At 62.8% G+C, this 24,506-nt stretch carries 24 protein-coding genes; 12 read left to right on the top strand and 12 right to left on the bottom strand.

All coding sequences use genetic code 11. The features are described from left to right. The first annotated feature begins 48 nt into the window (after positions 1 to 48). The 5 genes from ACSQ8Y_RS05415 to ACSQ8Y_RS05395 all read left to right on the top strand — a co-directional run bounded on the left by ACSQ8Y_RS05415 (position 49) and on the right by ACSQ8Y_RS05395 (position 2,514). Entirely contained in the window at positions 49 to 189 is a 141-nt protein-coding gene (locus ACSQ8Y_RS05415; RefSeq protein ID WP_436265431.1) for a hypothetical protein, read from the top strand. Between the two features lie 82 nt (positions 190 to 271). Further along, positions 272 to 586, top strand: a complete 315-nt coding sequence (locus ACSQ8Y_RS05410) for a DUF1778 domain-containing protein (protein ID WP_436265430.1) — start codon at positions 272 to 274, stop codon at positions 584 to 586. Continuing rightward, complete coding sequence (locus ACSQ8Y_RS05405) at positions 549 to 1,043, top strand: GNAT family N-acetyltransferase (RefSeq protein WP_436265429.1); 495 nt, start codon at positions 549 to 551, stop codon at positions 1,041 to 1,043. Before ACSQ8Y_RS05410 ends, ACSQ8Y_RS05405 begins: the two co-directional genes overlap by 38 nt. Positions 1,044 to 1,093: 50 nt before the next feature. Next, positions 1,094 to 1,549 carry a hypothetical protein gene (locus tag ACSQ8Y_RS05400; RefSeq protein ID WP_436265428.1) on the top strand — a complete coding sequence of 152 codons (456 nt, stop codon included), beginning with the start codon at positions 1,094 to 1,096 and terminating at the stop codon, positions 1,547 to 1,549. 77 nt (positions 1,550 to 1,626) lie between these two features. Next, positions 1,627 to 2,514, top strand: a complete 888-nt coding sequence (locus tag ACSQ8Y_RS05395; RefSeq protein ID WP_436269757.1) for a DUF2145 domain-containing protein — start codon at positions 1,627 to 1,629, stop codon at positions 2,512 to 2,514. Between the two features lie 366 nt (positions 2,515 to 2,880). On the opposite strand, the gene ACSQ8Y_RS05390 is transcribed toward ACSQ8Y_RS05395, so the two are convergent. The 4 genes from ACSQ8Y_RS05390 to ACSQ8Y_RS05375 form a co-directional block, all read right to left on the bottom strand. Further along, entirely contained in the window at positions 2,881 to 4,083 is a 1,203-nt protein-coding gene (locus tag ACSQ8Y_RS05390) for an aromatic amino acid transaminase (RefSeq protein ID WP_436265427.1), read from the bottom strand. 10 nt (positions 4,084 to 4,093) lie between these two features. Then, positions 4,094 to 5,182 carry a 4-hydroxyphenylpyruvate dioxygenase gene (hppD, locus tag ACSQ8Y_RS05385; RefSeq protein ID WP_436265426.1) on the bottom strand — a complete coding sequence of 363 codons (1,089 nt, stop codon included), beginning with the start codon at positions 5,180 to 5,182 and terminating at the stop codon, positions 4,094 to 4,096. Between the two features lie 119 nt (positions 5,183 to 5,301). Then, positions 5,302 to 6,210 carry a family 43 glycosylhydrolase gene (locus tag ACSQ8Y_RS05380; protein ID WP_436265425.1) on the bottom strand — a complete coding sequence of 303 codons (909 nt, stop codon included), beginning with the start codon at positions 6,208 to 6,210 and terminating at the stop codon, positions 5,302 to 5,304. 21 nt (positions 6,211 to 6,231) lie between these two features. Continuing rightward, complete coding sequence (locus ACSQ8Y_RS05375) at positions 6,232 to 9,381, bottom strand: glycoside hydrolase family 2 TIM barrel-domain containing protein (protein ID WP_436265424.1); 3,150 nt, start codon at positions 9,379 to 9,381, stop codon at positions 6,232 to 6,234. A gap of 323 nt (positions 9,382 to 9,704) precedes the next feature. On the opposite strand from ACSQ8Y_RS05375, the gene ACSQ8Y_RS05370 reads away from it, so the two are divergent. From ACSQ8Y_RS05370 to ACSQ8Y_RS05360, 3 genes are all read left to right on the top strand, one after another. Beyond that, positions 9,705 to 11,936: an NADP-dependent isocitrate dehydrogenase gene (locus ACSQ8Y_RS05370; RefSeq protein ID WP_436265423.1), complete on the top strand. Its 2,232-nt coding sequence runs from the start codon at positions 9,705 to 9,707 to the stop codon at positions 11,934 to 11,936. Between the two features lie 374 nt (positions 11,937 to 12,310). After that, positions 12,311 to 12,790: a hypothetical protein gene (locus tag ACSQ8Y_RS05365; protein ID WP_436265422.1), complete on the top strand. Its 480-nt coding sequence runs from the start codon at positions 12,311 to 12,313 to the stop codon at positions 12,788 to 12,790. A gap of 536 nt (positions 12,791 to 13,326) precedes the next feature. Further along, positions 13,327 to 14,250 carry a YiiX/YebB-like N1pC/P60 family cysteine hydrolase gene (locus ACSQ8Y_RS05360; RefSeq protein WP_436265421.1) on the top strand — a complete coding sequence of 308 codons (924 nt, stop codon included), beginning with the start codon at positions 13,327 to 13,329 and terminating at the stop codon, positions 14,248 to 14,250. Positions 14,251 to 14,353: 103 nt separating this feature from the next. Here ACSQ8Y_RS05360 and ACSQ8Y_RS05355 read toward each other — a convergent pair whose 3' ends face one another. From ACSQ8Y_RS05355 to ACSQ8Y_RS05325, 7 genes are all read right to left on the bottom strand, one after another. After that, positions 14,354 to 14,908 carry a protein tyrosine phosphatase family protein gene (locus ACSQ8Y_RS05355; protein ID WP_436265420.1) on the bottom strand — a complete coding sequence of 185 codons (555 nt, stop codon included), beginning with the start codon at positions 14,906 to 14,908 and terminating at the stop codon, positions 14,354 to 14,356. 45 nt (positions 14,909 to 14,953) lie between these two features. Next, the gene (locus tag ACSQ8Y_RS05350; protein ID WP_436265419.1) at positions 14,954 to 15,181 is read right to left on the bottom strand and encodes a hypothetical protein; all 228 of its coding nucleotides are present in this window, start codon (positions 15,179 to 15,181) and stop codon (positions 14,954 to 14,956) included. 221 nt (positions 15,182 to 15,402) lie between these two features. Further along, entirely contained in the window at positions 15,403 to 15,609 is a 207-nt protein-coding gene (locus tag ACSQ8Y_RS05345) for a FitA-like ribbon-helix-helix domain-containing protein (protein ID WP_436265418.1), read from the bottom strand. Positions 15,610 to 15,805: 196 nt separating this feature from the next. Beyond that, on the bottom strand, positions 15,806 to 15,958 hold the full coding sequence (locus tag ACSQ8Y_RS05340) for a hypothetical protein (RefSeq protein ID WP_436265417.1): 153 nt from the start codon (positions 15,956 to 15,958) through the stop codon (positions 15,806 to 15,808). A gap of 93 nt (positions 15,959 to 16,051) precedes the next feature. Beyond that, on the bottom strand, positions 16,052 to 16,999 hold the full coding sequence (locus ACSQ8Y_RS05335; protein ID WP_436265416.1) for a Gfo/Idh/MocA family protein: 948 nt from the start codon (positions 16,997 to 16,999) through the stop codon (positions 16,052 to 16,054). Between the two features lie 161 nt (positions 17,000 to 17,160). Beyond that, on the bottom strand, positions 17,161 to 18,333 hold the full coding sequence (locus tag ACSQ8Y_RS05330; RefSeq protein ID WP_436265415.1) for an acyltransferase family protein: 1,173 nt from the start codon (positions 18,331 to 18,333) through the stop codon (positions 17,161 to 17,163). Positions 18,334 to 18,457: 124 nt separating this feature from the next. Beyond that, complete coding sequence (locus tag ACSQ8Y_RS05325) at positions 18,458 to 18,820, bottom strand: cupin domain-containing protein (RefSeq protein WP_436265414.1); 363 nt, start codon at positions 18,818 to 18,820, stop codon at positions 18,458 to 18,460. Between the two features lie 108 nt (positions 18,821 to 18,928). On the opposite strand from ACSQ8Y_RS05325, the gene ACSQ8Y_RS05320 reads away from it, so the two are divergent. Continuing rightward, positions 18,929 to 19,798: a LysR family transcriptional regulator gene (locus ACSQ8Y_RS05320; RefSeq protein ID WP_436265413.1), complete on the top strand. Its 870-nt coding sequence runs from the start codon at positions 18,929 to 18,931 to the stop codon at positions 19,796 to 19,798. Positions 19,799 to 19,832: 34 nt separating this feature from the next. After that, complete coding sequence (locus ACSQ8Y_RS05315; protein WP_436269756.1) at positions 19,833 to 20,747, top strand: cupin-like domain-containing protein; 915 nt, start codon at positions 19,833 to 19,835, stop codon at positions 20,745 to 20,747. Positions 20,748 to 20,768: 21 nt separating this feature from the next. On the opposite strand, the gene ACSQ8Y_RS05310 is transcribed toward ACSQ8Y_RS05315, so the two are convergent. Further along, positions 20,769 to 21,647, bottom strand: coding sequence for a LysR family transcriptional regulator (locus tag ACSQ8Y_RS05310; RefSeq protein WP_436265412.1), 879 nt, complete (start codon positions 21,645 to 21,647; stop codon positions 20,769 to 20,771). Between the two features lie 117 nt (positions 21,648 to 21,764). Here ACSQ8Y_RS05310 and ACSQ8Y_RS05305 point away from each other — a divergent pair, with 117 nt between their 5' ends. Beyond that, positions 21,765 to 22,727: a DMT family transporter gene (locus tag ACSQ8Y_RS05305; protein WP_436265411.1), complete on the top strand. Its 963-nt coding sequence runs from the start codon at positions 21,765 to 21,767 to the stop codon at positions 22,725 to 22,727. A gap of 175 nt (positions 22,728 to 22,902) precedes the next feature. Then, the gene (locus ACSQ8Y_RS05300) at positions 22,903 to 24,492 is read left to right on the top strand and encodes a methyl-accepting chemotaxis protein (RefSeq protein WP_436265410.1); all 1,590 of its coding nucleotides are present in this window, start codon (positions 22,903 to 22,905) and stop codon (positions 24,490 to 24,492) included. The last annotated feature ends 14 nt before the right edge of the window (positions 24,493 to 24,506 follow it).

Raw genomic sequence — 24,506 nt, 5'->3', positions numbered from 1 at the left:
CAGGCGCAAGCAGCGGCAAGACCAATTCACAAATTGGTTTGACCAATCATGATTTTGATTACATCTCGCATGTCGATGGCGGTGCTGGTGTGGGTGATGTCGCTGGCGGCCGCCATACTGCTTGCCGCTTTCACGCGGTCCTGGGGCCCGCGCCTGCTGGCGCCGCTGGTGGCATGGGCCAGGCGCTAGCTCGTCCTGCCTGCGATGTGGTGGCATTTTGCCGCCAGCATGCTACCATGATCAAATGGCATAGGCGTCGAGGAGGAAACATATGAGTGCCGCAACCGAGGAACGAGGCAGGATTACTGCCCGCGTGTCCAGCCTGGTCGCGGAGAAATTGCAGGAGGCGGCTGATCTCAGCGGTGCCACCTTGAATCAATTTCTCGTGCAGGCCGCTCTGGAAAAAGCCGAGAAAATCATCGACCAGGAACGAACGATACGATTCTCCCAAGAAGATGCAGCCATGTTTATCAGCGCGCTGGATAACCCAAGTCCGCCCAACAAGGCCTTGTCCAAGGCTTATGCGCGGTACAAGAACAGGATAAGCAATGGCCTATACAATCAGCCCGCTGAACGCGACGCATGATGTCAGCGCCTTTGATTGTGGAATCGCAGCCCTCAACACATGGCTGCAAGAGATGGCTGGCCAGCACATGAGGAAGAGGATTTCCAGAACCTACGTCCTGCTGGACGATGCGGCTCCCGCCGAGGTCCTGGGCTTTTATGCGCTAGCCATACGTTCGATGACTCCCAACGACGCCTTGCCAGTAGCATACGCACGAAAGCTGCCACGCGACGTACCTGGCTATACCTTGGCAAGGCTGGCCATCCGTACGGACATGCAGGGACAGTGTCTCGGAGTTGATTTGCTGATGAATGCCATGGACCGCGTGCGCGCTGCGGCGGAACAAGTGGCAGGCTACGCGTTTTTTGTTGACGCGAAGGACGATGCGGCTGCGGCTTTCTACGCAAGATATGGTTTCATGCCCCTGCCCTCGAATCCCCGAACACTATTCATGCCCATCGCCAACTTTGCTGCATGATCCGTTATGATGGCGGTTCTTCCATTTTTGCTGCGACTCAAGGATAAACCGTGCACATTCTTTCCTCTTTCCGTTTTGTCTGCCTGGCCGGCGCGCTGGCGCTGAGCTTCAACGCCGCCGCCGACAGCTTCACTTCGTCAGCATCCAGCGCCGGTTCCGCCTCCAGCGGCAGCGTGTCCGATTCGCTGAGCGGCTCCAGCAAGAGCTCGAGCGGCGACAACAAGACCGCCGACGGCACTTACCACATCATCGACATCGCCCAGACGCCGGGCCGCGACGGCATGACGCGCATCACCATGCAGGGCGACGAGCCGAACAAGCGCATCGTGCTGGACCTGCCGAAAACGACTTTCGACAAGCAGCAGCTGGACAAGGGCGACCTGGTGTACGCGCAGAACCGCGTCTACGGCATCGAGTTCGCACGCAACGACACGCGCATCGCGTTCTACCTGGTACTGGCCGATGAGTGGTATGGCGAAATGGCCGCACGCCCTGTGAGCATTTGAAGCTTCGCAAGCAGTTGTTGAAGGCCTGCGCGGCGGCGATTGCGGCCTGCGCCGCTGCATGCGCGGTATCTGCCGCCATGCCGGGCATGGCGCAAGCCTCCTCCGGCATGCCCGGCATGTCGAGCACCTCGGGCCAATCGCGCTTCTGCGACCGCGCGCGCGATCTGACCGCGCCCGAGCAGGACCGCCTGCTGCGCTTTGCCGCCGTGGTGCGCGAAGAGCTGGCGGCGAGCGACGGCAGCGTCGCGCTGGTCAGCCGTTCCGGTCTGGACCTGTCCCGCTTCGGCATCCGCTATTCGCACGCGGCGCTGGCGTGGAAGGCCGACAACGGCGTATGGTCCGCGCGCCAGCTGTATTACGCCTGCGACGAAGGCCGCCCGCGCATCTTCGACCAGGGCCTGGCCGGCTTCGCGATGGGCACGGACGACCCGGCCCTCGGCTACATTTCGCTGGTGCGCGTGCCTGTGGACGCCGTTCCGGCGCTGCGCGGCGCATTGCTGGACACGCCGCGCGTGCTGCACCTGCTCGCGGGCCAGTACAGCGCCAATGCCTACGCTTACGGACTTCAATACCAGAATTGCAACCAGTGGCTTGTAGAAATGCTGGCGGTGGCCTGGGCCGGCATGGCCGACAGCGACGACCTGCGCGCACGCGCGCAGCGCTGGCTGCGGGCGGAAGACTACGCGCCGGATCCGGTCGATGTCGGCTCGCGCCTGCTGATGCTGGCCGCCCGCTTCATTCCCCTGCTGAACCTCGACGACCACCCCGACCCGGACCGCGCCGCGATGAAACTGCAGGTCAGCCTGCCCTCCTCCATCGAAGCGCTGATGCGTCGGCGCCTGCCGGGCAGCGAGCGCGTGGAGATCTGCCACGACGGCAAGCAGGTCGTGGTGCACCGCGGCTGGGCGCCAATCGCCGAAGGCTGCCGCCCGTCCGATGGCGACAAGGTCATCCCCCTGGACTGAACACGGACGGCCCACGCGCCGGCGGGCTCAGCACCCTGAAGTGTCATTTCGCATCGGTGGACCGCCGCGCCGGGTGTAGCAGGGAATTAGCGGGGCATGCCCCATGCCTTCGGAACGACTTGCGGCAGCAAGGGGAATCCATGCTTTCCCTACAAAACAGCACCGCGAAAATTGTCATTCCCGCGCAGGCGGAAATCGAAAATTGTCATTCCCGCGCAGGCGGGAATCCATACCCCGCCTACAGACTAGCGCCGCATGGATTCCCGCGTTCGCGAGAATGACAGTTCCTGGAATGACCGCCGTTCGCGGCCATGGCAGTTCCTGGAATGACAGTCGTTCGCGGCAATGGCAGTTATTCGGCTGTGCTTATGCGCCGCTGCGCCGGCGCAGCACGCGGGCCATGGCCTGCGCGGTGGGCGCCACCGTGGCTGGCGTCAGCGCCGCAAGGCACAGGCGCCCGGAACCGACCAGGTACACCGCCGACTCCTCGCGCATGCTGTCCACCTCGGCCGCAGCCAAGCCCGTGTAGCTGAACATGCCGGTCTGCTTGAGCAGGTAGCCGAAATCTCCTTCCGGGCACGCTGCACGCAACGCCTCGTCCAGCTGGATGCGCATCGCCCGCACGCGCTCACGCATACCATCAAGCTCCGCGCGCCAGTCCGCGCGCAGTCCTGCGTCGCCCAGCACGCGCGCGATGATGCGCGCGCCATGCGTCGGCGGGCTGGAATAGTTGCGGCGTATCGTCGCCTTCAGCTGCCCCAGCACATTCTCCGCCTGCCGCGCGTCGCCGCAGACCACGCTGAGCGAGCCGCAACGCTCGCCGTACAGCGAGAAGTTCTTGGAAAACGAGGTCGCCGCGAACAAGGGAAGGCCTTCGGCGGCGAAGTGCCGGATGGCGAACGCGTCTTCCTCGACGCCCTGGCCGAAGCCCTGGTAGGCCATGTCGAAGAACGGCAGCAAGCCGCGTCGCTTGACCAGCGCGGCCAGCTCGCGCCACTGAGGCTCGTCGAGATCGGCGCCGCTGGGATTGTGGCAGCACGCGTGCAGCAGAACCACGTCTCCCGCAGGCAGCGCCTCCAGCGCGGCCATCATGCCGGCGAAGTCGACGTGGCCGGTTGCCGCGTCGTAGTAGCGGTACTTCTTCACCGGCAGGCCGGCGCCGCCGAAGATGCTGTGGTGGTTGTCCCACGTGGGGTCGCTGACCCACACGCTCGCCTCGGGGAAGTAGCGGGCGATGAAGTCCGCACCCACTTTCAGCGCACCCGAGCCGCCCAGCGTCTGCACGATGGCGACCCGCTCGGCCGCCACGGCATCGGGGCCGAAGGTCAGTTCGCGCACCGCGCTGCGGTAGGCCGCGTTGCCTTCCATCGGCAGATAAGGACGCGTGCCCAGCGTCTCGGCCAGCGCGGCTTCGGCGCTCAGCACGGCCCGCATGGCAGGCATCTTGCCCGCTTCGTTCAGGTACACGCCTATGCTCAGGTTGACCTTGTGGGCACGCGGGTCGGCGCCGAACTGCTCGTTCAGCGTAAGGATGGGATCGCCCGGGTAGGATTCGACATTCTGGAACATGGTTGGCCTGTCAGGAAGTTTTCAGGACGCCGCGCTGGATCTGGTCGCGCTCGATGGACTCGAACAGCGCCTTGAAGTTACCCTCCCCGAAGCCGTCGTCGCCCTTGCGCTGGATGAATTCGAAGAACACCGGGCCAAGCGAGGTCTTGGAGAAGATCTGCAGCAGCAGGCGGCGGCCGCCGTCCTTGCCGCTGCCGTCGCTGGTGCCGTCGAGCAGGATGCCGCGCGCCTTCAGCTCCGCCACCGGCTCGCCGTGGTTCGGCAAACGGGCTTCCAGCATGTCGTAGTAGGTGTCCGGCGGCGCGTCCATCAGCGGCACGCCCGCTTCCTTCAGCTGGTCCAGCGTGCCGATCATGTCAGGCGTGAACAGCGCGATGTGCTGGATGCCTTCGCCGTTGAACTGCATCAGGAATTCCTCGATCTGGCCGGCGCCCTTGGACGATTCCTCGTTCAGCGGAATGCGGATCATGCCGTCCGGCGCGCTCATGGCCTTGGAGGTCAGGCCGGTGTACTCGCCCTTGATGTCGAAGTAGCGCAGTTCGCGGAAGTTGAACAGCTTCTCGTAGAAGCCGGCCCAGTAAGCCATGCGGCCACGGTACACATTGTGGGTCAGGTGGTCGATCAGCGTCAGGCCCGCGCCTTGGGGATTGCGGTCCACTCCGTCGATGTATTCGAAATCGATGTCGTAGATGGACTTGCCTTCTTCGAAGCGGTCGATCAGGTACAGCGGCGCGCCGCCGATACCCTTGATGGCAGGCAGGCGCAGTTCCATCGGGCCGACCGGCATGTCGATCGCCTGTGCGCCCAGTTCCAGCGCACGGCGGTAGGCCTGCTGCGCGTTCTTGACGCGGAAGGCCATGCCGCAGGCCGACGGGCCGTGTTCGGCGGCGAAGTAGGACGCGGCGCTGCCGGGTTCATTGTTGACGATGAAATTGATGCCGCCCTGGCGGTACAGGGTGACGTCCTTGGAGCGGTGGCGGGCCACCCTGGTGAAGCCCATGGCCTCGAACACCGGCTCCAGCACGCCCGGCACCGGGGAGGCGAATTCGACGAACTCGAAGCCCATCAGGCCCATCGGATTTTCAAACAGATCAGACATTTCACACTCCCGTTTTGTCAACTTGAGTGTGAAATTATATTGCGCTGGCCATGCATGTTTTACGCAACATTACAGGCCCACACGCTAACGCATGCACAATATGTGCATTTCTACGCCACTTAACGCAACATATTGCCGTCCGCGTCGTAGCGAATCTCCTGCACCAGGATCGAGCGCTTGTGGCTGCCGCCGCCGGGCAGCATGTTGTCGTGGTAGAACAGCAGCGTCTTGCCATCCTGCTCCAGGATCGCGTGGTGGTTGGTGGAGATCTTCAGGTAGTCGATCAGCACGCCCTTGTAGCTGAAGGGGCCGAGCGGCGACTTGCCCGTCGCGTAGACGATCTGGCCCGGCCAGCCGGTGGAGAAGGAGAAATAGTACACGCCCTTGTGCTGGTGCAGGAAGGGCGCCTCGCCATAGGGCTTGCTGGCGGCCGGGAAGCCGCTCACCGCGACGTCCCGGATCGGACCGACGGTGCCGCGCATGTCCGGCGCCAGCTCCACCACTTTCGGCACACGGGTGCCGAAATACATATAGATGCGCTTGTCCGCGTCCATGAACACCGCCGGATCGATAGGCTCGTCGCCCGCGTTGGCGTCGCGCGCCTTGTCAACCAGCGGCTTGCCCAGCGCGTCGACGAAGGGGCCGTCCGGCGAGTCGCTCACCGCCAGGCCGATCTGCGTCTGGTTCACGGGCGCGAAGAAGTAATACTTGCCCTTGTATTCCATCGCCTCCGGCGCCCAGGCATTGGCGCCCGCCGCCGCCCATTTGAACACCGTGGCCGGCAGGAAGGGGCCCTTGTCTTCCCATTGTTTGAGGTCGCTGGATGTCAGCAAGCGCCAGGAAGTCGAATCCCATTTGTTGCCGGAGTTGTTCTGGTCATCGGTCGCGTAGACGTAGTACTTGCCCTTGAAATAGTGCGGCGACGGATCGGCGCTGAAGTTTTTGCTCAGCAGCGTTTGCGCCTGCGACGACGGCGCCAGCAAGGACGAGGCCAGGGTCAAGGCCAGTGCGAGGGTGGATTTATTCATAGTTTGTCTCTCAGTTTGCAATTATTTGTAGCTGGCAGGCGTCACCGTAAACTCATAGCTGGCAGGTTCCAGCTTGATGCGGTACTTCTGGTGCGCGCGGCCGTCCAGGCTCCAGCCGGTGTCGCCGCCGACGCCGATCTGCGCCATGTCGACCAGCAGCGAGCCGTCGCCGTGAGGCTTGATCTCCGAGCTTTTCCACTCGCCGCGCGGGCGCAGGTACAGGTCCTCGTAGGGGAATGCCAGCGCATTGACGGAGAGCGGCCGCGCGCCCTCCACCTTCAGGCCAGCACCCTGCCCGTCGACCAGCGCCAGCCAGCGCACGCCGGTCTTGTTGCCGCTCTCCTGCGGACGGATGTAGCCGTGGTACTGGTCGGCCAGCTTGCCCTCGTAGAGTCCCAGCGCGTAGCCGGTCTGGCGGTCGGCGTACGATTCCTGCGGTCCACGGCCATACCACTTCACGTTTTCAAGGCGGGCTGGCTGGTTGAAGCGCAAGCCCAGGCGCAACGGATCCGGCAAGTCGTCGCGCAGCGGCGTGAAGACTGACTTCACGCGCAGCGCGCCACCGGCAGACAGCGCGTACTCGGTTTCCCAGTGCGCCGCGCCAGCGCCAAAGCTGTACAGCACCTTGACGCTGCGCTCGCCCACCGTGACGGCGCGCACATTGCGCCGCTCGGTGAAGGTCTTCCACACGTTGTGGCTCTTGTCGACGCCGCTGCCTTCATCGTTGTCGGTCAGGCCGCGCCAGAAGTTCGGCGTGCCGCCGTCCAGCAGAGCCTGGCCGCCGGCGCTGAAGTTCACCAGGCCGGTGCGGGCGTCCATCGTCAGCCTGGCGCCGGCCGCAGCCAGCGTGATGGTGTCGCCGTCGCGCACCGGCTTGGCCGAGGTGGCAGGGACAGCCGCGGCCTTCGCCGCCGGCGCCAGCACGAACTGCGACCAGCCGGCGACGCTTTGCGCCGCGACGCCGGGGGTGGATGCGCTCTTGTAGCGCGCCTGCACCGTCAGCACCGATTCGACGCCTGCCGGGGCCTTCAGCGCGGGCAGCTGGATCGGCAAGGTCTGCGTGCCGCCGGCCGCCACGCGCACGCCGCTCAGCGTGCCGCGCGCGGCGGGGACGCCGTCATGCGTGATGGTCCAGCTGAAGTCCAGCTCGGACAGGTCCTTGAAATCGTAGCGGTTGACCACCGTCAGCTTGCCCGTCTTGGGATCGCCCTTGAAGGTCACCGGCGAATAGACTTTCTGCAGCTCGAAGTACTCAGGGTCCGGCGTGCGGTCGGAGCGCACCACGCCGTCGCCGACCACGCTGTTGTCGCCGTGCGTGGGATTGATGTCGAAGCCGGAGGCCCAGTAGCTGCGTCCCTGCGCGTCCTTGGCGTACACGCTCTGGTCGACCCAGTCCCACACGAAGCCGCCCTGCAGCTTCTTGTGCGCGCGTATCACTTCCCAGTAGTCTTCCAGGTTGCCCAGCGAGTTGCCCATGGCGTGCGCGTATTCGCACTGTATCATCGGCTGCTTGTAGCGCGGGTCCTGCGCGTAGTCGGCCATCTTCTCGATATCGTCGTACATCGGCGCATAGATGTCGACATAGGAGTTCGGCAGATGCTCTTCGCCCAGCGTGCCCTGGCCCAGGTAGCTCACCAGGCGGGTCGGGTCGTTCTGGCGTATCCACTGCGCCGCGTTCTCGAAATTGGGGCCGGTGCCGGCCTCGTTCCCCAGCGACCAGATGATGATGGATGGATGGTTGCGGTCGCGCTGCACCATGCGTGACACGCGGTCGAGGTGGGCTTCTTTCCAGTGCGCCTTGTAGCCCAGCTGGATGGTTTCACGCTTGCCCGGGCCGGCCTTGTCGCCCGCCTCCATGTAGCCGTGCGTTTCGATATTGGCTTCGTCGAACACATACATGCCGTACTGGTCGGCCAGGTCGTACCAGCGCGGATCGTTCGGGTAGTGCGATGTGCGCACGGCGTTGATATTGGCCTGCTTCATCAGCTCCATGTCCTTGCGCATCGATTCCATCGACATCACGCGGTAGGTGACAGGGTCGTGCTCGTGGCGGTTGACGCCCTTGATCATCACGCGCTTGCCGTTCACGCGCACTTCGCCGTCCTTCACCTCCACGGTGCGGAAGCCGATCTGGCGCGAAGTGGCCGAAATCAGCGCGCCGTCCTGGCCCTTGTACTCCACCACCAGGCGGTACAGATTGGGCGTCTCAGCCGACCATGCCTTGACGTTGGGGATGACGCCCTTGACGGGCGCGGCGCGGCCGTCGGCCACGGCGCCCTTCCCGGTCAGCACGGCGCGCTCGCCGTCGTACACGGTGACGGAAATCTCGCCCTTGCCCGGCTGGCCGGCCATGTCGGCCTGCAGCGCGAACTCGCCGTCCGCGTAGCGCTGCTTGTCGAGCAGCGCGGTCACGCTGTAGTCGCGCAGGCGCGTCTTGGGCTCGGCGTAGACGTACACGCTGCGCTCGATGCCGGACACGCGCCAGAAGTCCTGGTCTTCCAGGTAGGAGCCGTCGGCCCAGCGGTACACCTCGATGGCGATGGTGTTCTTGCCCGGCTTGATGTAGCGGCTCAGCTCAAACTCGGACGGCAGCTTGGAATCCTCGGAGTAGCCGACCTTCTGGCCGTTGACCCAGACGTAGTAGGCCGCGCCCGCCGCGCCGATGTGCAGGAACACGTCGCGCCCGTCCCAGGCAGCCGGCACGTCGAAGTCGCGCCGGTAGGAACCCACTTCGTTCATGCCGTGCGGGATGAAGGGCTCGTTCATCGGGAACGGGTATTTGATGTTGGTGAACACCGGCAGGCCGTAGCCCTGCGCCTGTATCATGCCGGGCACCTGGATGGTCTTCCAGCCGGCGATATCGAAGCCCGGCTCGTAGAAGCGCTGCGGGCGCGCTTCCGGCGTGGGCGAATAGGCGAACGACCAGGTGCCGTCCAGCGAGCGGTAATACTTCGACGCCGCCATGTCGCCCCGGATCGCCTGCTCGCGCGTTTCGAAGTTGAAGAAGGTCGATTTCATCGGTTCGCGGTTCACCGCGAACACCTCGGGCTGCTCCCACTCGGCCGCCTGCGGCGCGCCGTCCGGCGTGGCCATGGCCGCGCTTGCGCCATGCATGGTGGAAGAGCACAGCATCACCGCCGCCAGGGCGATAGGGGTAAGGCGCTTGGGCATGGGGTTTTCGTCTCAAATAGTTATCGATAACAACTATTCCATACTAACACATATCATTTTTGAGCAGATATCTCGATTTGATATGCCTTTTTCGCGAAAAGCCATACGTCCCGCCGCCGGGAATCTGCCTGATTAGGCCGTGCGGATTGTCGCCACGAAAGGGTTTACGCCAAATAATAGTGGGAACAGTCTAAAATACGCACTTGGGCCGGGAAAGCGTCCGCGCGCGACATCCCTGCCGCCCAGTAAACAAAGACCACCAGGAGCCTGGAACTGACAAAATCAGCCGCCGGCGCCGACCGCACACAAGGGAATAACCAACCATGACAACACAGAAATCCAAGATCATCTACACCCTGACTGACGAGGCGCCGCTGCTGGCGACTTATTCCCTGCTGCCTATCATCAAGAAGTTCACCGCGCCAGCCGGCGTGGACGTGGTCTCCAGCGACATCTCGGTGGCGGCGCGCGTGCTGGCCGAATTCCCGGAATTCCTGACCGACGAGCAAAAAGTACCGAACACCCTGGCCGAACTGGGCGCCCTGACCCAGAACCCGGATACCAACATCATCAAGCTGCCGAACATCAGCGCCTCGGTGTCCCAGCTGATCGCCTGCGTGCGCGAACTGCAAAGCCGCGGCTACAAGCTGCCGGACTATCCGGAAGACGCGAAAACCGACGAAGAAAAAGCCCTGAAGGCCCGCTTCGGCAAGTGCATCGGCAGCTCGGTCAATCCGGTATTGCGTGAAGGCAACTCCGACCGCCGCGCGCCGAAGGCCGTCAAAGAGTTCGCCCGCAAGAACCCGCATTCGATGGGCGAGTGGAGCCAGGCTTCCCGCACCCACGTGTCGCATATGCACCACGGCGACTTCTACCACGGCGAAAAGTCGATGACGCTGGGCGCAGCCCGCGATGTCAAAATGGAACTGATCACCGCTTCCGGCAAGACCATCGTGTTGAAGCCGAAGGTGTCGCTGCAAGCCGGCGAAATCATCGACAGCATGTTCATGAGCAAGAAAGCGCTGCTGGAGTTCTACGAGCGCGAACTGGAAGACGCGCGCAAGACCGGCGTGATGTTCTCGCTGCACGTCAAGGCCACCATGATGAAGGTGTCCCACCCTATCGTTTTCGGCCACTGCGTGCGCATCTTCTACAAGGAAGCGTTCGCCAAGCACGCCAAACTGTTCGACGAACTGGGCGTCAACGTCAACAACGGCATGGCCAACCTGTACGACAAGATCGAAAAGCTGCCGGCTTCGCAGAAGGAAGAAATTCTGAAGGACCTGCACGCCTGCCACGCCAACCGTCCGGAGCTGGCCATGGTCGACTCGGCCAAGGGCATCACCAACTTCCATTCGCCGAACGACATCATCGTCGACGCGTCGATGCCGGCCATGATACGCATCGGCGGCAAGATGTGGGGCGCCGACGGCCGTCCGAAGGACGTCAAGGCTGTCATGCCTGAATCGACCTTCGCCCGCATCTACCAGGAGATGATCGGCTTCTGCAAATGGCACGGCAACTTCGACCCGAAAACCATGGGCACGGTGCCGAACGTGGGCCTGATGGCGCAGCAAGCCGAGGAATACGGTTCGCACGACAAGACCTTCGAAGTACCGGAAGGCGGCGTCGCCAACATCACCGACCTGGCCACCGGCGAAGTGCTGCTGACCCAGACCGTGGAAGAAGGCGACATCTGGCGCATGTGCCAGGTCAAGGACGCGCCGATCCGCGACTGGGTCAAGCTGGCCGTCACCCGCGCGCGCAACTCCGGCATGCCTGCCGTGTTCTGGCTCGACACCTACCGTCCGCATGAGAACGAAGTGATCAAGAAGGTCCAGACCTACCTGAAGGACCACGACACCAGTGGCCTGGACATCGAGATCATGTCGCAGACGCGCGCCATGCGCTTCACGCTGGAGCGCGCCTTCCGCGGCCTGGACACCATCTCCGTGACCGGCAACATCCTGCGCGACTACCTGACCGACCTGTTCCCTATCCTGGAACTGGGCACCAGCGCCAAGATGCTGTCCATCGTGCCGCTGATGGCCGGTGGCGGCATGTACGAAACCGGCGCCGGCGGTTCGGCACCGAAGCACGTCAAGCAGCTGGTGGAAGAGAACCACCTGCGCTGGGATTCGCTGGGCGAGTTCCTGGCCCTGGCCGTGTCGCTGGAAGACATGGGCATCAAGACCGGCAACGCCAAGGCCAAGATCCTGGCCAAGACGCTGGACGAAGCCACCGGCAAGCTGCTCGACAACAACAAGTCGCCATCGACCCGTACCGGCGAGCTGGACAACCGCGGCAGCCACTTCTACCTGTCGCTGTACTGGGCGCAGGCATTGGCCGCCCAGACCGACGACGCCGAGCTGAAAGCGCACTTCGCGCCGCTGGCGAAAGCGCTGGCTGAGAACGAGACCAAGATCGTCGCGGAACTGGCTGAAGTACAGGGCAAGGAGATGGACATCGGCGGCTACTACTTCCCGGATCCGGCGAAGACCACCGCTGTGATGCGTCCTAGCGCCAGCTTCAACAAGGCACTGGATACCATCTAAGGCTGAATAAGCACAAAGCCCTCCGGCTCAACACCGGAGGGCTTTTTCTTTTGCGGTAAGCGAAACGCTCGCCCGGACCAAATCCGATGCCATGTGCGCTTGATAGATGTCGGCTATCGCCCCAAACGGAAGTTAGCCAACCCAACGGCACCGCCTCGGGACCGGGTATGCCAAATCCGCCTTTGGTCTAGTTCAGTCTAATTGGGCCCATCTGAGTCTAATCCAGTCTGAAATACACTGGCGATCGTCTAGAATGGTCTACTGGGCCATGCTCCAAGTCTAATTCGGTCCTTTTCCACGCAGCGATAATCTAAAGCGAACTATATTCCGTTTCATTGGTCCAATCTTTAGACTTCTTTCGAAAGGATCCAATCATGGGATATGAACCGACGCAGTCTATAAAACTTCCCTTCATAGATTTCCTGAACCTCGAATTCCACTTGATGGAGACACATCCAGGCGTCAAGCCCGAGACCTTCGTGACGGAACTCGTGCAGCGCTGGCTGAAGATTGAAATGGAACGGCTCGCACTGCGCAAAAATGGCCGGGCGAAGCGAGGGTTTCAATGGAAGAACATCTTTCTGCCAGATGGAACCAGCCTGCGAACCAGCTACTGCAACACCGTTGAGTTCGCCAACGTGGTCAATGAGTACATCGTTACCGACGATGGGGCATCGTTGACTCCATCATTATTCGCCAATCGTCACGCGAAAGGCCGCAACGCATGGCGCTTCGTGTTGCTGCGCTTCCCCGGCGACGACTTCTGGATCCGCGCTGCCGACTGCAGAATACGCTTTGAAGAACTGCAGCGAAAGCAGTCTAAAAGCAAAACCGAATTGTCTAATGTAGTCTAGCCTCAGGTGGTAGAAGGGCTAATTCAGTCTACGGATTTCCTTGCAAAGTCGAATTCGGTCTAGAAAAAATGGTGCCTGGGCTATTCTAGACGCTATTAGACCGAACTCTCGCCGTTTCGACCAGATTAGACTAGCTGCAGAAAAGAGACACCTCCTCCCTCCAATGCCAGAATTTTTTGCGATGGGCCGTGCCGTCTGTCGTTGTGGGAGGCCGAGGTCAGTTCGGGCAATCTGGAATCTGGAATTTTGTCCACTTGCCGGAACTGACCCTCGCGCGCTTTTATTGGCCGTTACTCGTCGGTGGAGTGCATCAAGAGAGAATAGAGCTCAGCGACGCGAAGCGGAATTGTCTACGCAAAAAATGGTAGCTGCAAAGCTGCCGGTTTGAGTAGAATGGTATCGTATCATTGGAAGGCTCCTTGCAGCGTAGCTTTGCCCTTCTTCAAGATAGACGAAGCCACAATATCAGGGAATACCTTGCCTACTCAAGCCGCCGCATACAAGACAATTTTTGAACACCTTCCGACCTCAACGACATGTCTGAACTCATTCCTAAGTATTCGACCCCTCTGGCGGGTGACATTATTCTTTGCGGGGCTTCTTGGAACGTCCACGTTCAGCGTCTTTTGCGTCCAGGAAGCGTCGCCGACTACAGCCACGCTGCGGTAATGTGCAGCATTAATTTCGGCGTCCAAGCAATGCCTGATAGTGGCGTAGATGCATTTGGTCTGCACGAATTTTTCACTAAGCAACTGGCCGACTCCCCATGGAAAATTTATCGCCACCGGGACCTTGACACATACGCGGCGAACCAAGGCGCCGCAGACATCATGATGCGCTTCCGTGACGCCGCGAAGTATTTCATGGGCCAAGGCTACAACTTCGGGATTAATATGCCCGAACTGCCCGGAAGCACTGACAGGTCCTATCGCAGCTTCTGCTCCCAGCTGGTGGCACGGGTTTATGAAAAGGCTGAGGATGTTCGGCCTCATAGTCGGCTACTAACCTCTACTGTCCTTCCCTCCGACCTTCAGTCTCATTTTTCCGGCAATAATGATTGGCTAGAAGTGACTTCGATTTATTCAAATCGCATGGATTGGGTTGTTAAGAAGCAGCAGTTGGCCTCCGAGATTGCAACAGATTCAGCCTCGATTGAAATCCTTCGCGATGACCTCAAGCTGTCGCTTTGGTTCCAGGAAAAATGCGCTCGTGATGAGGCTGCGCTACCAACATTTGGGGCCAATCTGGCCTCGCTTGAGGCGCAGGCCAATCGCCTATATAAGCGCGTGACCGGTATCCAGTTGACCCCTAGGCCGCCGTTAGACATGACTAGCCACCTTGCCCAAGCCCTTAAGCAGGGAGCGCAGTCAAATTGGCGAGCGCGGAATATTTTCGAAGGATATCAATGGCGTCTACGTTTGCGTAAGATTTGGCTCACGTTTAAAAGCCATCGGAATTAGGGCTAAGTATGTTCGAACAGCCTATCGCCCAGCCCCAAATGCCATACCCAAAACCGGCCGCTGGCGAACGGCAGCATGTAGCCGCTAGCCGCCAACGAATAGATCAGTAGGGATCGAATGCAATTCCCGCCTTGCGCAGCTGGGATATGATAAGCCGCTTCCACGGGCCTCCTGGCGACCAGACCCGCGCAACCGCCTCGTAGGCCTGCTCCGGTGGTTCATGCGCCTTGATCACGCGATACAGGAACGTCATGGTCGATGCCCGCATGTTGACCTGGCAATGCACCAGGACCTTCTGGTCCTGCAGCCGGCCCATCGCCTCGGCGAACTGTTCGAAGTCGGCTTCGCCGGGCTGGCCGAACTGGATCGGGATATTGATGAATTCGAGCCCCTGGCGGCGAACAATATCGCCTTCGCCGGCAATGGCGTCGTGGACGGTAAGTGGCGCGAGGTAAATGACGGCTTTGAAGCCTTGCGAGGCGAGCTGCGACAGTGCCGCTGCAGTCGGTTGGCCCGATGTCACGATCTTGGGCGAGATGACAACGACATTCGGCGCCTCGATACTCAGCTCTGCCGAGCGCGCCGGCGCTGCGGACAACGCAGAGGTCAGCACAGCGGTTGCAATCAAAATGCTGCCAGGTAGTGTGTTGAAGCGCATGTAGTGGGCCTGATCAAAAACAAATAAGCTCGATGAAGTATGGGATCAACCCCTGTCTTGAAACGGATCAACGATCTTCAAATTGCGAGCTGAAATTCCTTGATAACCACCACCTCGGTCGCCGGTAAGCAAGGTCATATCATGCATTATGGCAATTGCCGCGATTTGTTTGTCTATCGTATGCGGATCCCTTTTTTCGCCGGACAATAGCGTACCCCATAGCTGCGCGCAGTCGGTATCAAAGGGGATAATTCGATTCTCGAATTCCGTCATGAGCACTTCAAGCCATTGCTCGTAGACTTCGGCCTTTTGATCGTTTTTTGCCGGTATGCCTTGGCGACTCCGGCGCGGATTTCGCCTATCACTTGCACCGGCAAAAATAGCTCCGTGTCGTCCGCCTTTTCGAAAAATTTGGCAACGCCCCGATTGCAACGGTCGCCCTTCCGGTATTCGGATATGACATTGGTATCAATGAGATAAACCACGCGGCAACCTCAACGTACGTCGAACAGATCGTCGTCGCCGAAATAAGGCATGGCCGCCAAGACATCCTTGAGCAATCTCTTCTTTGGCTTTTCCAAGAGCGTGGAACGCAGAATTTCCCGATGTTCAGCCTCGGCGCTACGGCCATGTGTGGCAGCTCGGCGCCGGAGCGCATCCACCACATCTTGATCTAGATCGCGAACTATCAATTGGGACATACCCACCTCCGTCGAGGCTATCAGTGATAGCAGTATTGTAGAACGATTCCTCCCCCCGTCCACAGCTACCCGATGAATATAGGCTGCTATTTCCCCAGCACCAGTTTGGCGCCGAAAAACGTCAGCAGTCCCCCGCTCGCCCGGTCAATCAGCGGCTTGGCCCGGCCATAGCTTGTGCGCGCGCCCGGCGAAGAAGTCAGCAGGCCGTGATGATAGGCCTGCGGCAGACTTTGAGGAAACCGGTCGCCAGCGGCTTCGATATCGTAATGACCAGGAAATTGGGGCCGGGGCTGACGGCGAGCATCAGGTAGAGCAGCGCTATGCTGCCCAGGAAGGCCAGTTCATTCAACTGTGGTTCTCCAGGTCGTTACCAGAATTGCCAAATAAGCAGTAAATTCTAGCACGGCTGGACGGACGGCAGACCTTCGCGGGAAGCTGCAGCCTATTCGACGTAGGCAGGGGCGGCGATGCGCTTACCCAGCATGAAGGCGTCCGCCACGATGCGCAGCGGCGCGAAATCGGCGTCGGACTTGCCGCTGCTGATCAGCTCGTGGAAGTGCGCGTACAGGCCCGGATACTCCCGCTCGCCCTCTTCCATCACCCGCTTGCCGTCGATGTCCAGTATGGTGCCGCCCATGCTCAGCGCCAGCTTGCCGCCATCCTCGGCCTCCGCGAAAATGCTCCAGGTCTGCAGGTTTTCCTGCAGGAAGTCGAATTCCGCCCGCACCGGCACGCCTTGTTCGGTCGCCATCTCCATCTGCACCTCGATCGGCGAGTCGCAGTTGACCGGGATGTGGAGGTTGGCCTGCTTGACGATGACGGCGTCGCTGACGATGGTCGTCAGGATGGACAAGGCGTTGATGCCCGGATCGAACACGCCCATGCCGCCGGGGGCGAAGATCCAGGCCTGGCCCGGATGCCACTGGCGCACGTTTTCCTTCCACACGATGTGGATGTTCTTGAGCTTGCGCTGCGCGATCCAGTCGCGCGTGGCGCCCACTGCCGGGGCGAAGCGCGAATGCCAGCTGGCCAGCAAGCTCACGCGGCACTCGGCCGCGAAGTCGCGCAAGGCCTCGGCCTCGCCCAGCGTGGTGGCGGGCGGCTTTTCCAGGAAGACATGGCGTCCTGTGGCAAGCGCCTCCTTGGCGATGCGATGGCGCACCTGCGGCGGCGTGCAGATGGCCAGCGCCTCGATTTCAGGATGGGCAGCCAGCATGCCGGCCATGTCGTGGTAGGCGGAGATGCCGTCCGGCCGTGCGTGCGGCGAGCAGCCGGCCACCAGTTCGAAGCCGGGGTTGGCGCGGATGGCGGGAATGTGCTGGTCGACGGCGATCTTGCCCAGGCCGACCAGGCCGATCTTGATGACGGGTTTGTTTGTGGAAGTTGCCATTGCGATACCTAGGTAATTGTCTGTTCCGGGAGGGTAACCGCCCTCACGATACGACACCTATGAATTTTATCGCGCGAGCTATGAGATTTTTGCAAAAACAGCGCGCATCACCCGGCAGCAGTTGCCAACGCGATAATCACGATAACGCCGTCGGCCAAAGCTCACCTCAACTGTGGCGACGCAGCCTCAAGCACGCGGCCCGTTGGCTGCATTTTCGGCCACGTGGATGCCGCCGGGCTATTGGGCGCGGACACCATGCGGCCCAGCGGCAGCTCCACCCAGCGGTAAAAGGCGGCGCCCGCCGCCAGGCTGGCGGCCCAGGCGAGCGCCATGCCGGCCGCCTGGAAATGCGGCTCCGGCGGCACGAAGCGGGTGAACGCGGCGTTCACCACCAGGCACACCGGGAAGTGAACCAGGAAGACCGAATATGAAGTCGTCGCCAGCCGGCCGACGAGGCGCCATGCGCGGCCGGAACCGGCGCCCGTTTTGACGCGTCCGAACACGAACAGCAGGCAGGCGACGGCCAGTGCCAGGGCGATGCGGCTGCGGAAGTCGACGATCAGGGCAGCGAGGGCCGGCAGCAATATCATCGCCACCAGCAGGGCGACCGCGCCCGGCCGGCGCGCGGTGTCGCCTGCCCACCAGGCCAGCACGCCCAGCCCATAGCTGCCGATGAAATACGGCGCCCAGTCGTCCCATGCCCTGTCCAGGTTGAAGTGCAGCAGCGAGGCGCTGACGGCGGCCAGCACCAGCAGCGGCATCAGCCAGCGCGACTTTTGGCCGCAGGCGAGGCGGCCGCCGGTCCACAGCAGCAAGACCATGGCCGCGTACAGTTGGAAATCGATGGCGACGTACCACGCGCCCGCCGACAGCGAGGGATAGCCCAGCACGCCATGCAGCAGCAGCGCATGGGCGCACAACTGGGGAATGCTGAGCGGTGCGGAAATCGAACCGTGTGTCATCCAGGCCCCGGCCAAGGCGGAAGCGGCGGCAGCCAGCAGCGTCGCCGCCAGGAACGGCGGGGCCAGCTTGGTGTAGCGCCGCCAGACGGTTTGCAACGGCGCAGCCAGGCCGGGCAGGCCGGCCGGGGACAGCGATTTGGCAGCCAGGAAGCCGCCCACGACGAGGAAAACTTGCACCGCAATGCGGGCGTTGCCCTCCAGCCAGACGATCAGGTCGGGCATCAGCGCCCGCGCATGGTCGGACATGGGGCCATAGAAGGCCAGGTGGTGCAGTACGATGAGCTGCGCCGCGCCGGCCTTCAACAGATTAATCAAACCAAACTGGGCCGGGGCTGCGTTTGCCGACCCCGAATTTGCCGCTACTGCCTTCATTACCATCCCTTGCCATGCGATTTACCGACCACTCATTGTTTCCACACGCAAGACGAGCTGGTGTTGATATCGCGGACCGGGCGCCATGATAACCGACATTGACGGCTGAGGTCGTTTCGGTGGCCTACAGTTGCGCCTCGATAGCGACCGTTTGCGCCGTCACCCGGTCACCCGTATGCCTGGTGGTGACGGTCTCGATCAGCATGAAACCGCATTCCTCCTCCGCGTACGGCTGGTGCAGCGTCTTCCTCGGCACAACGTAGCATTCGCCGGGGCCAAGCGTGACCTCCCCGTGCTCGAGGCGGATGGTAAGCCGCCCATAAATGACCATGAACATTTCGTCCTCGTCCGCATGGTCGTGCCAGACCACTTCGCCCTTGCCCTTGGCCACCTTGATGAACTGATCGTTGACCTGCCCGACCACGCGCGGCGACCAGTACGCGGACAGTCCGGCGAGCGCGCCGGCGAGATTGCATGCCTGTTGCATTGAATTCCCCCCAAATAGTTGTCAGCCGCCACATTACGGCGAGCCGCGTCCTTTTGTAATCGAATGTTTATAATGGCGGACATTAACAATCCTAATGGACTGCCGGCCGTGACCAGACATATAGACCTGCGCCTGCTGCGCACGCTGCTGGCGGTGGCCGAATCGGGCAATATGTCGGCGGCGGCGAACCGTTTGCACATGACGCAAGGCGCGGTAAGCCAGCAAATCAAGCGCCTGGAAGCCTTGTTCGGCCAGGCCCTGCTGGAACGCAATGCCCACGGCAGCAAGGTGACGGAGGCGGGAGAACGCGTATTGTCGCAGGCCGGCCAGCTGTTGGCCTTGAACGACAGCCTGCTGGCCGATGCCGTGCAGGACGCGGCGGACAAGGTGCGCCTGGGCGTGCCCTACGACCTGGCCGGCGCCTTTATCGTCCCCGTCCTCAAAGCCCATGCGGAACAGTTCCCGGACGTGGCGGTCGAGCTGGTTTCCGGGTCGTCGAAGGAACTGGCCGATGCGTACCGGTCCGGAGAGGTCGACCTGGCAGTTGTCGAAGGGCCGCATGGCACGCTGGGCGGGTCCCATCTGTCGCTTCAGGCCCTGGTCTGGAGCAGCGACGGCCAAGCGCACCTGCAGCGTCCGCTGCCGCTGTGCTTTGTGAGCCCAAGCTGCGTATTCCGCCCCGCCGTATTTTCGGCGCTGGCCGATCACGGCATTGAATACAAGGTCGTATTCGACAATGCCAGCATCGAGGCGACCAGCGCGACCGTCCGTAGCGGCCTCGCCACGGCAGTCTGGCTGGCCGGCGCGGTGCCGCCCGGGCTGGCGGTGCTGGGCGCCGATGCCGGCTTGCCGGCATTGCCGTCATTTGCGATCGCCTTGCTGGGCCCGGCCCGCCATCAGCGGCCCGCAGTCGCGTCGCTGGCGCAAGCGGTCACCCTGCACCATGCCGCAGCGACGCTGGGCGCGGCTGCGCCATAGCAGTGTTTTTTTGAACGAATAATTGGTACACATGATGTCGAAAGAAAAAGAATCGCCACGCCTGCTGCCGCCGCTGGAAGCATCCCGCTCCACGTCGCCCGAGGACGCAGCCGCAAGAAAACTGGCGCGCGAGCAAAGGGACGCGCAGGTCCGCGGCGTCACGTCGATCGACGCCATGCGGGTCGCGATACGGGAAGCCGGACGCGCGCTGCCCGCCATTAGCGCAGTGCCGCGCCTGGGCGCGCTGAATGCGGCGGCGTTCCGCGCGCGCGCCGCCGAAGGCCTGCCCTTCCTCGTCGACGGGGTGGTCAAGCGCTGGCCGCTGACCGCCCTCACCCCGCAAACGCTGCGCGAGCGCTTCAGCCACCTGCCGGTGCGCGCGCGGGTGGGCGACTATATCAACACCGCCTTCGCGCCCGACCGGGCCATGCAGGACATGACCATGCTCGAGTATCTCGACCTGGTCGCCGCCGGCATCCATGATCTGCCGCCCTACCTGGGCAACCTGGAACTGCGCGAACTGAACGGCATGTGCCACTGGCCCACGTATTTCGGCAAAATGGGGCCGCCGCGCTTCTGGATCGGCCCGGCCGGCACCGTGACGCCGCTGCACTGCGACTACGACGACAACATCTTCGCGCAGATCTGGGGCAGCAAGCGCATTTTCCTGTCGCCGCCCCACCACGACGAATTCCTCTACCCCAGCGAGGCGAACGCCATCCTGTTCGGCTCCCCGTTCGACCCGGAAGCGCCGGATTTCGACAAGTTCCCGCTGGCGCGCCAGGCGACCCTGATCGAAGTCATCGTCCATCCCGGCGACCTGCTGTACGTGCCCGCCGGCTGGTATCACCAGGTGCGCGCGCTGACGTTTTCGCTGTCCTCCAACCGCTGGGCCAGGGCCATGCCCCTGGCCCTGAACGGCGCCCCTGGCCTGCTGCGTCCGGCCTAGCAGGCAGCCGGTGGAGCGCTGCTAGCGCGCCACTTCCCTGGCCACGTCGAGGAAGGCCTTGGCCGCCGGCGTCGCCTGGCGCACGTCGCGCACCGCCAGCCCGACGCGGCGCCGCACAGCAGGTTTGAGCGGGAGGGCGACCAGGCGCTCGTGCTGCGCGGCGACGCGGTCCGGAAGCGCCAGCTGCGCGACGATGGACACGCCGTCGCCGCGTTCAACCATGTTGAGCAAGGTGATGAGCTGCGCGATCCGGTAGCGCACCTGCGGCACCAGCCCCGCCGCGGTGAACAGCGGTTCGATCAGCGACGCGCATCCCGCTTCGGACATGATAAACGGCGAGCCGCACAGGTCCGCCAGCGTCACCGAAGCTTGCCGCGCCAGCGCGTGGGCGGCGGGGACCAGCGCCAGCAGCTGGTCCTCCACCAGCGGCACGGTGTCGAAGCTGTCCTCGGGCAGCACCACGAAGCCGGCGTCGACCCGGCGGTCGCGTATCCACTGCAGCACTTCGTCGTCGGCCCCCTCGTCGATGTGCACCTCGATGCCCGGATAGCGCTGGCGGTATGTCGCCAGTATCGCCGGCAGCAGCTTGAGCGACGAAGTCGGCCCGAACGAACCGATACGCAGCACGCCGCGGCTCAGCCCCAGCGCGGCGGCCACCTCCTGCCGCATCGCTTCCGACAGGCCGAGGATTTCGCGCGTCCGCTGCAGCAGCTGCAAGCCGATTTCGGTCACCTCGACGGCGGCCTGGCGCCGCACGATCAGCTCCACGCCCCACTCCCGCTCCAGCGCCTTGAGCGCGTGCGACACGGCAGATTGCGTGATGCCCAGCCGCGCGGCGGCGGCGGTAAAGCCGCGCAGTTCGGCCACCAGCGCGAAGATTTCCAGTTGGGTGAATGTCATCTTTACTATGAGTTATTACTCATTTTTCCATGAGGTGTCATTAGCATTAATATATGCCAAGCCGCCATCCCCGGCAAGCCCGCCGGGCAATTCATCACTTTCTGCAGAGATCACAATATGACCACATCCTCGGCCGCGCCTTCCCCTCCAGCGACGGCGGCAATTTCGTCCCCCACCCCAGCCATCGCCTCGCTGGTGTATATCAAGCTGGTGGCCGTCACCCTGTTCTGGGGCGGCACCTTCATCGCCGGCCGCGTACTCGCGCAGGCCCTGCCGCCGCTGACGGCGGCAAGCGGCCGCTTCACGGTGGCGGCGGCGCTGCTGTTGCTGCTGGTATGGAAGCTGGAGGGCGGCTTGCCGCGCCTGAACCGCTCGCAAATGGCCATGACCGCCGCGCTGGGCTTCTTCGGCGTGTTCCTGTACAACCTGTGCTTCTTCGCCGCACTGGCGAGAATGCCGGCCGGACGCACCGCCCTGTTCGTCGCGCTCAATCCCATCGTCACGGCGCTGGCGTCGGCCCTACTGTTCCGCGAACGACTCGGCCCGCTCAAATGGCTGGGCATCGCCATCGCGTTTCTCGGCGCGGCGGTGGTGATCACGCGCGGCGATCCGGCCGGCGCGCTGCACGACATCGGCCAGTCGGTGGGGATGGGCGAAGTGCTGATGTTCTGCGCCATCTCCAGCTGGGCCGCCTACACCATCATCGGCCGCGCTGCGCTGAAGGGCTTGACGCCGCTGGCCGCCACGACTTGTGCCGCCCTGTGGGGACTGGCCTTCCTGGCGGCCGGCGCGGCATTCGAAACGCCGGCGATCGCGTGGTCCGGCTTCGGCTGGCGGATATGGGCGTCCATCCTTTATCTGGGCGTATTCGGCACCGTCCTGGGCTTCGTGTGGTATTACGAAGGCGTGAAAGCCATCGGTCCGTCGCGCACCGCCGTGTTCAACAACCTGGTCCCGGTCTTCGGCGTCACTCTCGCCTCGCTCCTGCTGGGCGAGTCCATCCTGGTCTCCATGGTGGTCGGCGGCGCGCTGGCCATCGCCGGTGTGACACTGACCAACCGGACAGCCGGGCGAGGCTGAACAGCGAGCTTGTTGCGCGTTGGCCGGTGCATTTTCGAATTCACCGAGCGCGGATTTACATTGAGTATGGGCGAGCGTATATTCGGCTGAGGCGCCACGATGATGGCTTGGGATAACTTCCAGTACCCAAAGGCACGCCACGTGGAGTATAAAAATATCAGCACTGGGGATCCATATGCAAATCGCAGACTTAAGGATAGGCACGCGCCTGGGTATCGGCTTCGGCCTGCTGCTCACGCTCCTCGTCGGCGTCGCCACCTTGGGGCTCAACGGCATGGACCGCGCCAACGAGCAGATGCACCACGTCGTCGACGTCAACCTCTACAAGATCGGATTGCTGGAGGACATGGCCGCCTCGACGCACATCGTCTCGCGCGTGATACGCACCATCGCCCTGCTGTCGGATGAAGAGGCGGCCCGCAACGAGCACCGGAAAATCGACGCGGCCCGCGCCACCTACAACACGGCAGCTACCACGCTCGAGAAGCTGCCGCTGGACGACGCGGGCAAGGCCTTCGTCGCCGACATCGCCACTCTGCGGGCCGCAACGCGCCCGTTCAACGACAAATTCCTGGAACTGGCCAAGACCGACAAGGACGCCGCCGTCGCGCTGCTGCTGCGCGAGGTCATACCGATGAATGCGAAATGGCAGAAAGCCATCGACGACTACGCCGACTTGCAGCGCCAGAAGAGCAAGAACGAGCAGCAGAGCGCCTTCGAAAGCTACGGCTTCGCACGCAAACTGATGCTGGCCGTCAGCGCCGCGGCCGTGCTGTTCGGCGCACTCGCCGCCTGGCTCTTGAGCCGTTCGATCACCCGTCCGATCGGAGAGGCGGTGCACATCGCCCGCACCGTCGCCTCCGGCGACCTGTCGAGCCGCATCGAGGTCCGGTCGCGCGACGAGACCGGGCAGCTGTTGCAGGCCTTGAAGGACATGAACGACAATTTGACCGGTCTGGTGGGGCAGGTACGGCGCGGCACCGACAGCATCGCCGCCGCGTCCACCGAGATCGCGGCAGGCAACCTGGATTTATCGGCGCGCACAGAACAGCAGGCCGGTTCGCTGGAGGAAACCGCCTCCTCGATGGAAGAACTGACCGCGACCGTCAAGCAGAACACCGACCACGCGCGCCACGCCAACGAGCTGGCGATTTCCGCCTCCGAAGTGGCGCTGCGCGGCGGCGCGGTGGTGTCGCAGGTGGTCGAAACCATGGGCGCGATCAATGACTCGTCCAGGAAAGTGGTCGACATCATCGGCGTGATCGACGGCATCGCCTTCCAGACCAACATCCTGGCGCTGAACGCGGCGGTCGAAGCGGCCCGCGCCGGCGAACAAGGCAGGGGCTTCGCGGTTGTCGCGAGCGAGGTGCGCGGCCTGGCGCAACGCTCGGCCGCCGCCGCGAAGGAAATCAAGACCCTGATCGGCAATTCGGTCGACCAGGTGGCGCTCGGCGCCAAGCTGGTCGACCAGGCCGGGTCGTCCATGCGCGCCGTCGTCGACAGCATCAAAAACGTGACCGACATCATGGGCGAGATCGCGGCGGCCAGCCATGAACAGACTTCCGGCATAGAGCAGATCAACCAGGCCATCACCCAGATGGATGCAGTCACCCAGCAAAACGCGGCACTGGTGGAGCAGGCTGCCGCCGCCGCCGCTTCGATGCAGCATCAGACCGACACGCTGACGCATGTGGTCGGCAAATTCAAGCTCGGCCCGGTGTCCGGGCAGCAGATGCCGGCCAGCCAGGCGCTTGGCCTGGCCTGATCCGGCAGCCCCGC

The sequence above is a fragment of the Pseudoduganella sp. LjRoot289 genome (genome assembly GCF_964252925.1).
Classification (GTDB): Bacteria; Pseudomonadota; Gammaproteobacteria; order Burkholderiales; family Burkholderiaceae_D; genus Rugamonas.
Note: the sequence above shows the minus strand (reverse complement) of the source record. Positions and strands in the feature narration are given on the sequence as shown.

Excerpts from the sequence above, each read along its gene's own strand:
- hppD (WP_436265426.1), bottom strand. The coding sequence starts at position 5,182 with ATGTCTGATCTGTTTGAAAATCCGATGGGCCTGATGGGCTTCGAGTTC.
- ACSQ8Y_RS05325 (WP_436265414.1), bottom strand. The coding sequence starts at position 18,820 with ATGCAACAGGCATGCAATCTCGCCGGCGCGCTCGCCGGACTGTCCGCG.
- ACSQ8Y_RS05395 (WP_436269757.1), top strand. The coding sequence starts at position 1,627 with ATGCCGGGCATGGCGCAAGCCTCCTCCGGCATGCCCGGCATGTCGAGC.
- ACSQ8Y_RS05335 (WP_436265416.1), bottom strand. The coding sequence starts at position 16,999 with ATGGCAACTTCCACAAACAAACCCGTCATCAAGATCGGCCTGGTCGGC.
- ACSQ8Y_RS05345 (WP_436265418.1), bottom strand. The coding sequence starts at position 15,609 with ATGTCCCAATTGATAGTTCGCGATCTAGATCAAGATGTGGTGGATGCG.
- ACSQ8Y_RS05410 (WP_436265430.1), top strand. The coding sequence starts at position 272 with ATGAGTGCCGCAACCGAGGAACGAGGCAGGATTACTGCCCGCGTGTCC.
- ACSQ8Y_RS05355 (WP_436265420.1), bottom strand. The coding sequence starts at position 14,908 with ATGCGCTTCAACACACTACCTGGCAGCATTTTGATTGCAACCGCTGTG.
- ACSQ8Y_RS05390 (WP_436265427.1), bottom strand. The coding sequence starts at position 4,083 with ATGTTCCAGAATGTCGAATCCTACCCGGGCGATCCCATCCTTACGCTG.
- ACSQ8Y_RS05415 (WP_436265431.1), top strand. The coding sequence starts at position 49 with ATGATTTTGATTACATCTCGCATGTCGATGGCGGTGCTGGTGTGGGTG.
- ACSQ8Y_RS05405 (WP_436265429.1), top strand. The coding sequence starts at position 549 with ATGGCCTATACAATCAGCCCGCTGAACGCGACGCATGATGTCAGCGCC.
- ACSQ8Y_RS05360 (WP_436265421.1), top strand. The coding sequence starts at position 13,327 with ATGTCTGAACTCATTCCTAAGTATTCGACCCCTCTGGCGGGTGACATT.
- ACSQ8Y_RS05350 (WP_436265419.1), bottom strand. The coding sequence starts at position 15,181 with ATGACGGAATTCGAGAATCGAATTATCCCCTTTGATACCGACTGCGCG.
- ACSQ8Y_RS05375 (WP_436265424.1), bottom strand. The coding sequence starts at position 9,381 with ATGCCCAAGCGCCTTACCCCTATCGCCCTGGCGGCGGTGATGCTGTGC.
- ACSQ8Y_RS05365 (WP_436265422.1), top strand. The coding sequence starts at position 12,311 with ATGGGATATGAACCGACGCAGTCTATAAAACTTCCCTTCATAGATTTC.
- ACSQ8Y_RS05330 (WP_436265415.1), bottom strand. The coding sequence starts at position 18,333 with ATGAAGGCAGTAGCGGCAAATTCGGGGTCGGCAAACGCAGCCCCGGCC.
- ACSQ8Y_RS05300 (WP_436265410.1), top strand. The coding sequence starts at position 22,903 with ATGCAAATCGCAGACTTAAGGATAGGCACGCGCCTGGGTATCGGCTTC.
- ACSQ8Y_RS05310 (WP_436265412.1), bottom strand. The coding sequence starts at position 21,647 with ATGACATTCACCCAACTGGAAATCTTCGCGCTGGTGGCCGAACTGCGC.
- ACSQ8Y_RS05315 (WP_436269756.1), top strand. The coding sequence starts at position 19,833 with ATGTCGAAAGAAAAAGAATCGCCACGCCTGCTGCCGCCGCTGGAAGCA.
- ACSQ8Y_RS05380 (WP_436265425.1), bottom strand. The coding sequence starts at position 6,210 with ATGAATAAATCCACCCTCGCACTGGCCTTGACCCTGGCCTCGTCCTTG.
- ACSQ8Y_RS05305 (WP_436265411.1), top strand. The coding sequence starts at position 21,765 with ATGACCACATCCTCGGCCGCGCCTTCCCCTCCAGCGACGGCGGCAATT.
- ACSQ8Y_RS05370 (WP_436265423.1), top strand. The coding sequence starts at position 9,705 with ATGACAACACAGAAATCCAAGATCATCTACACCCTGACTGACGAGGCG.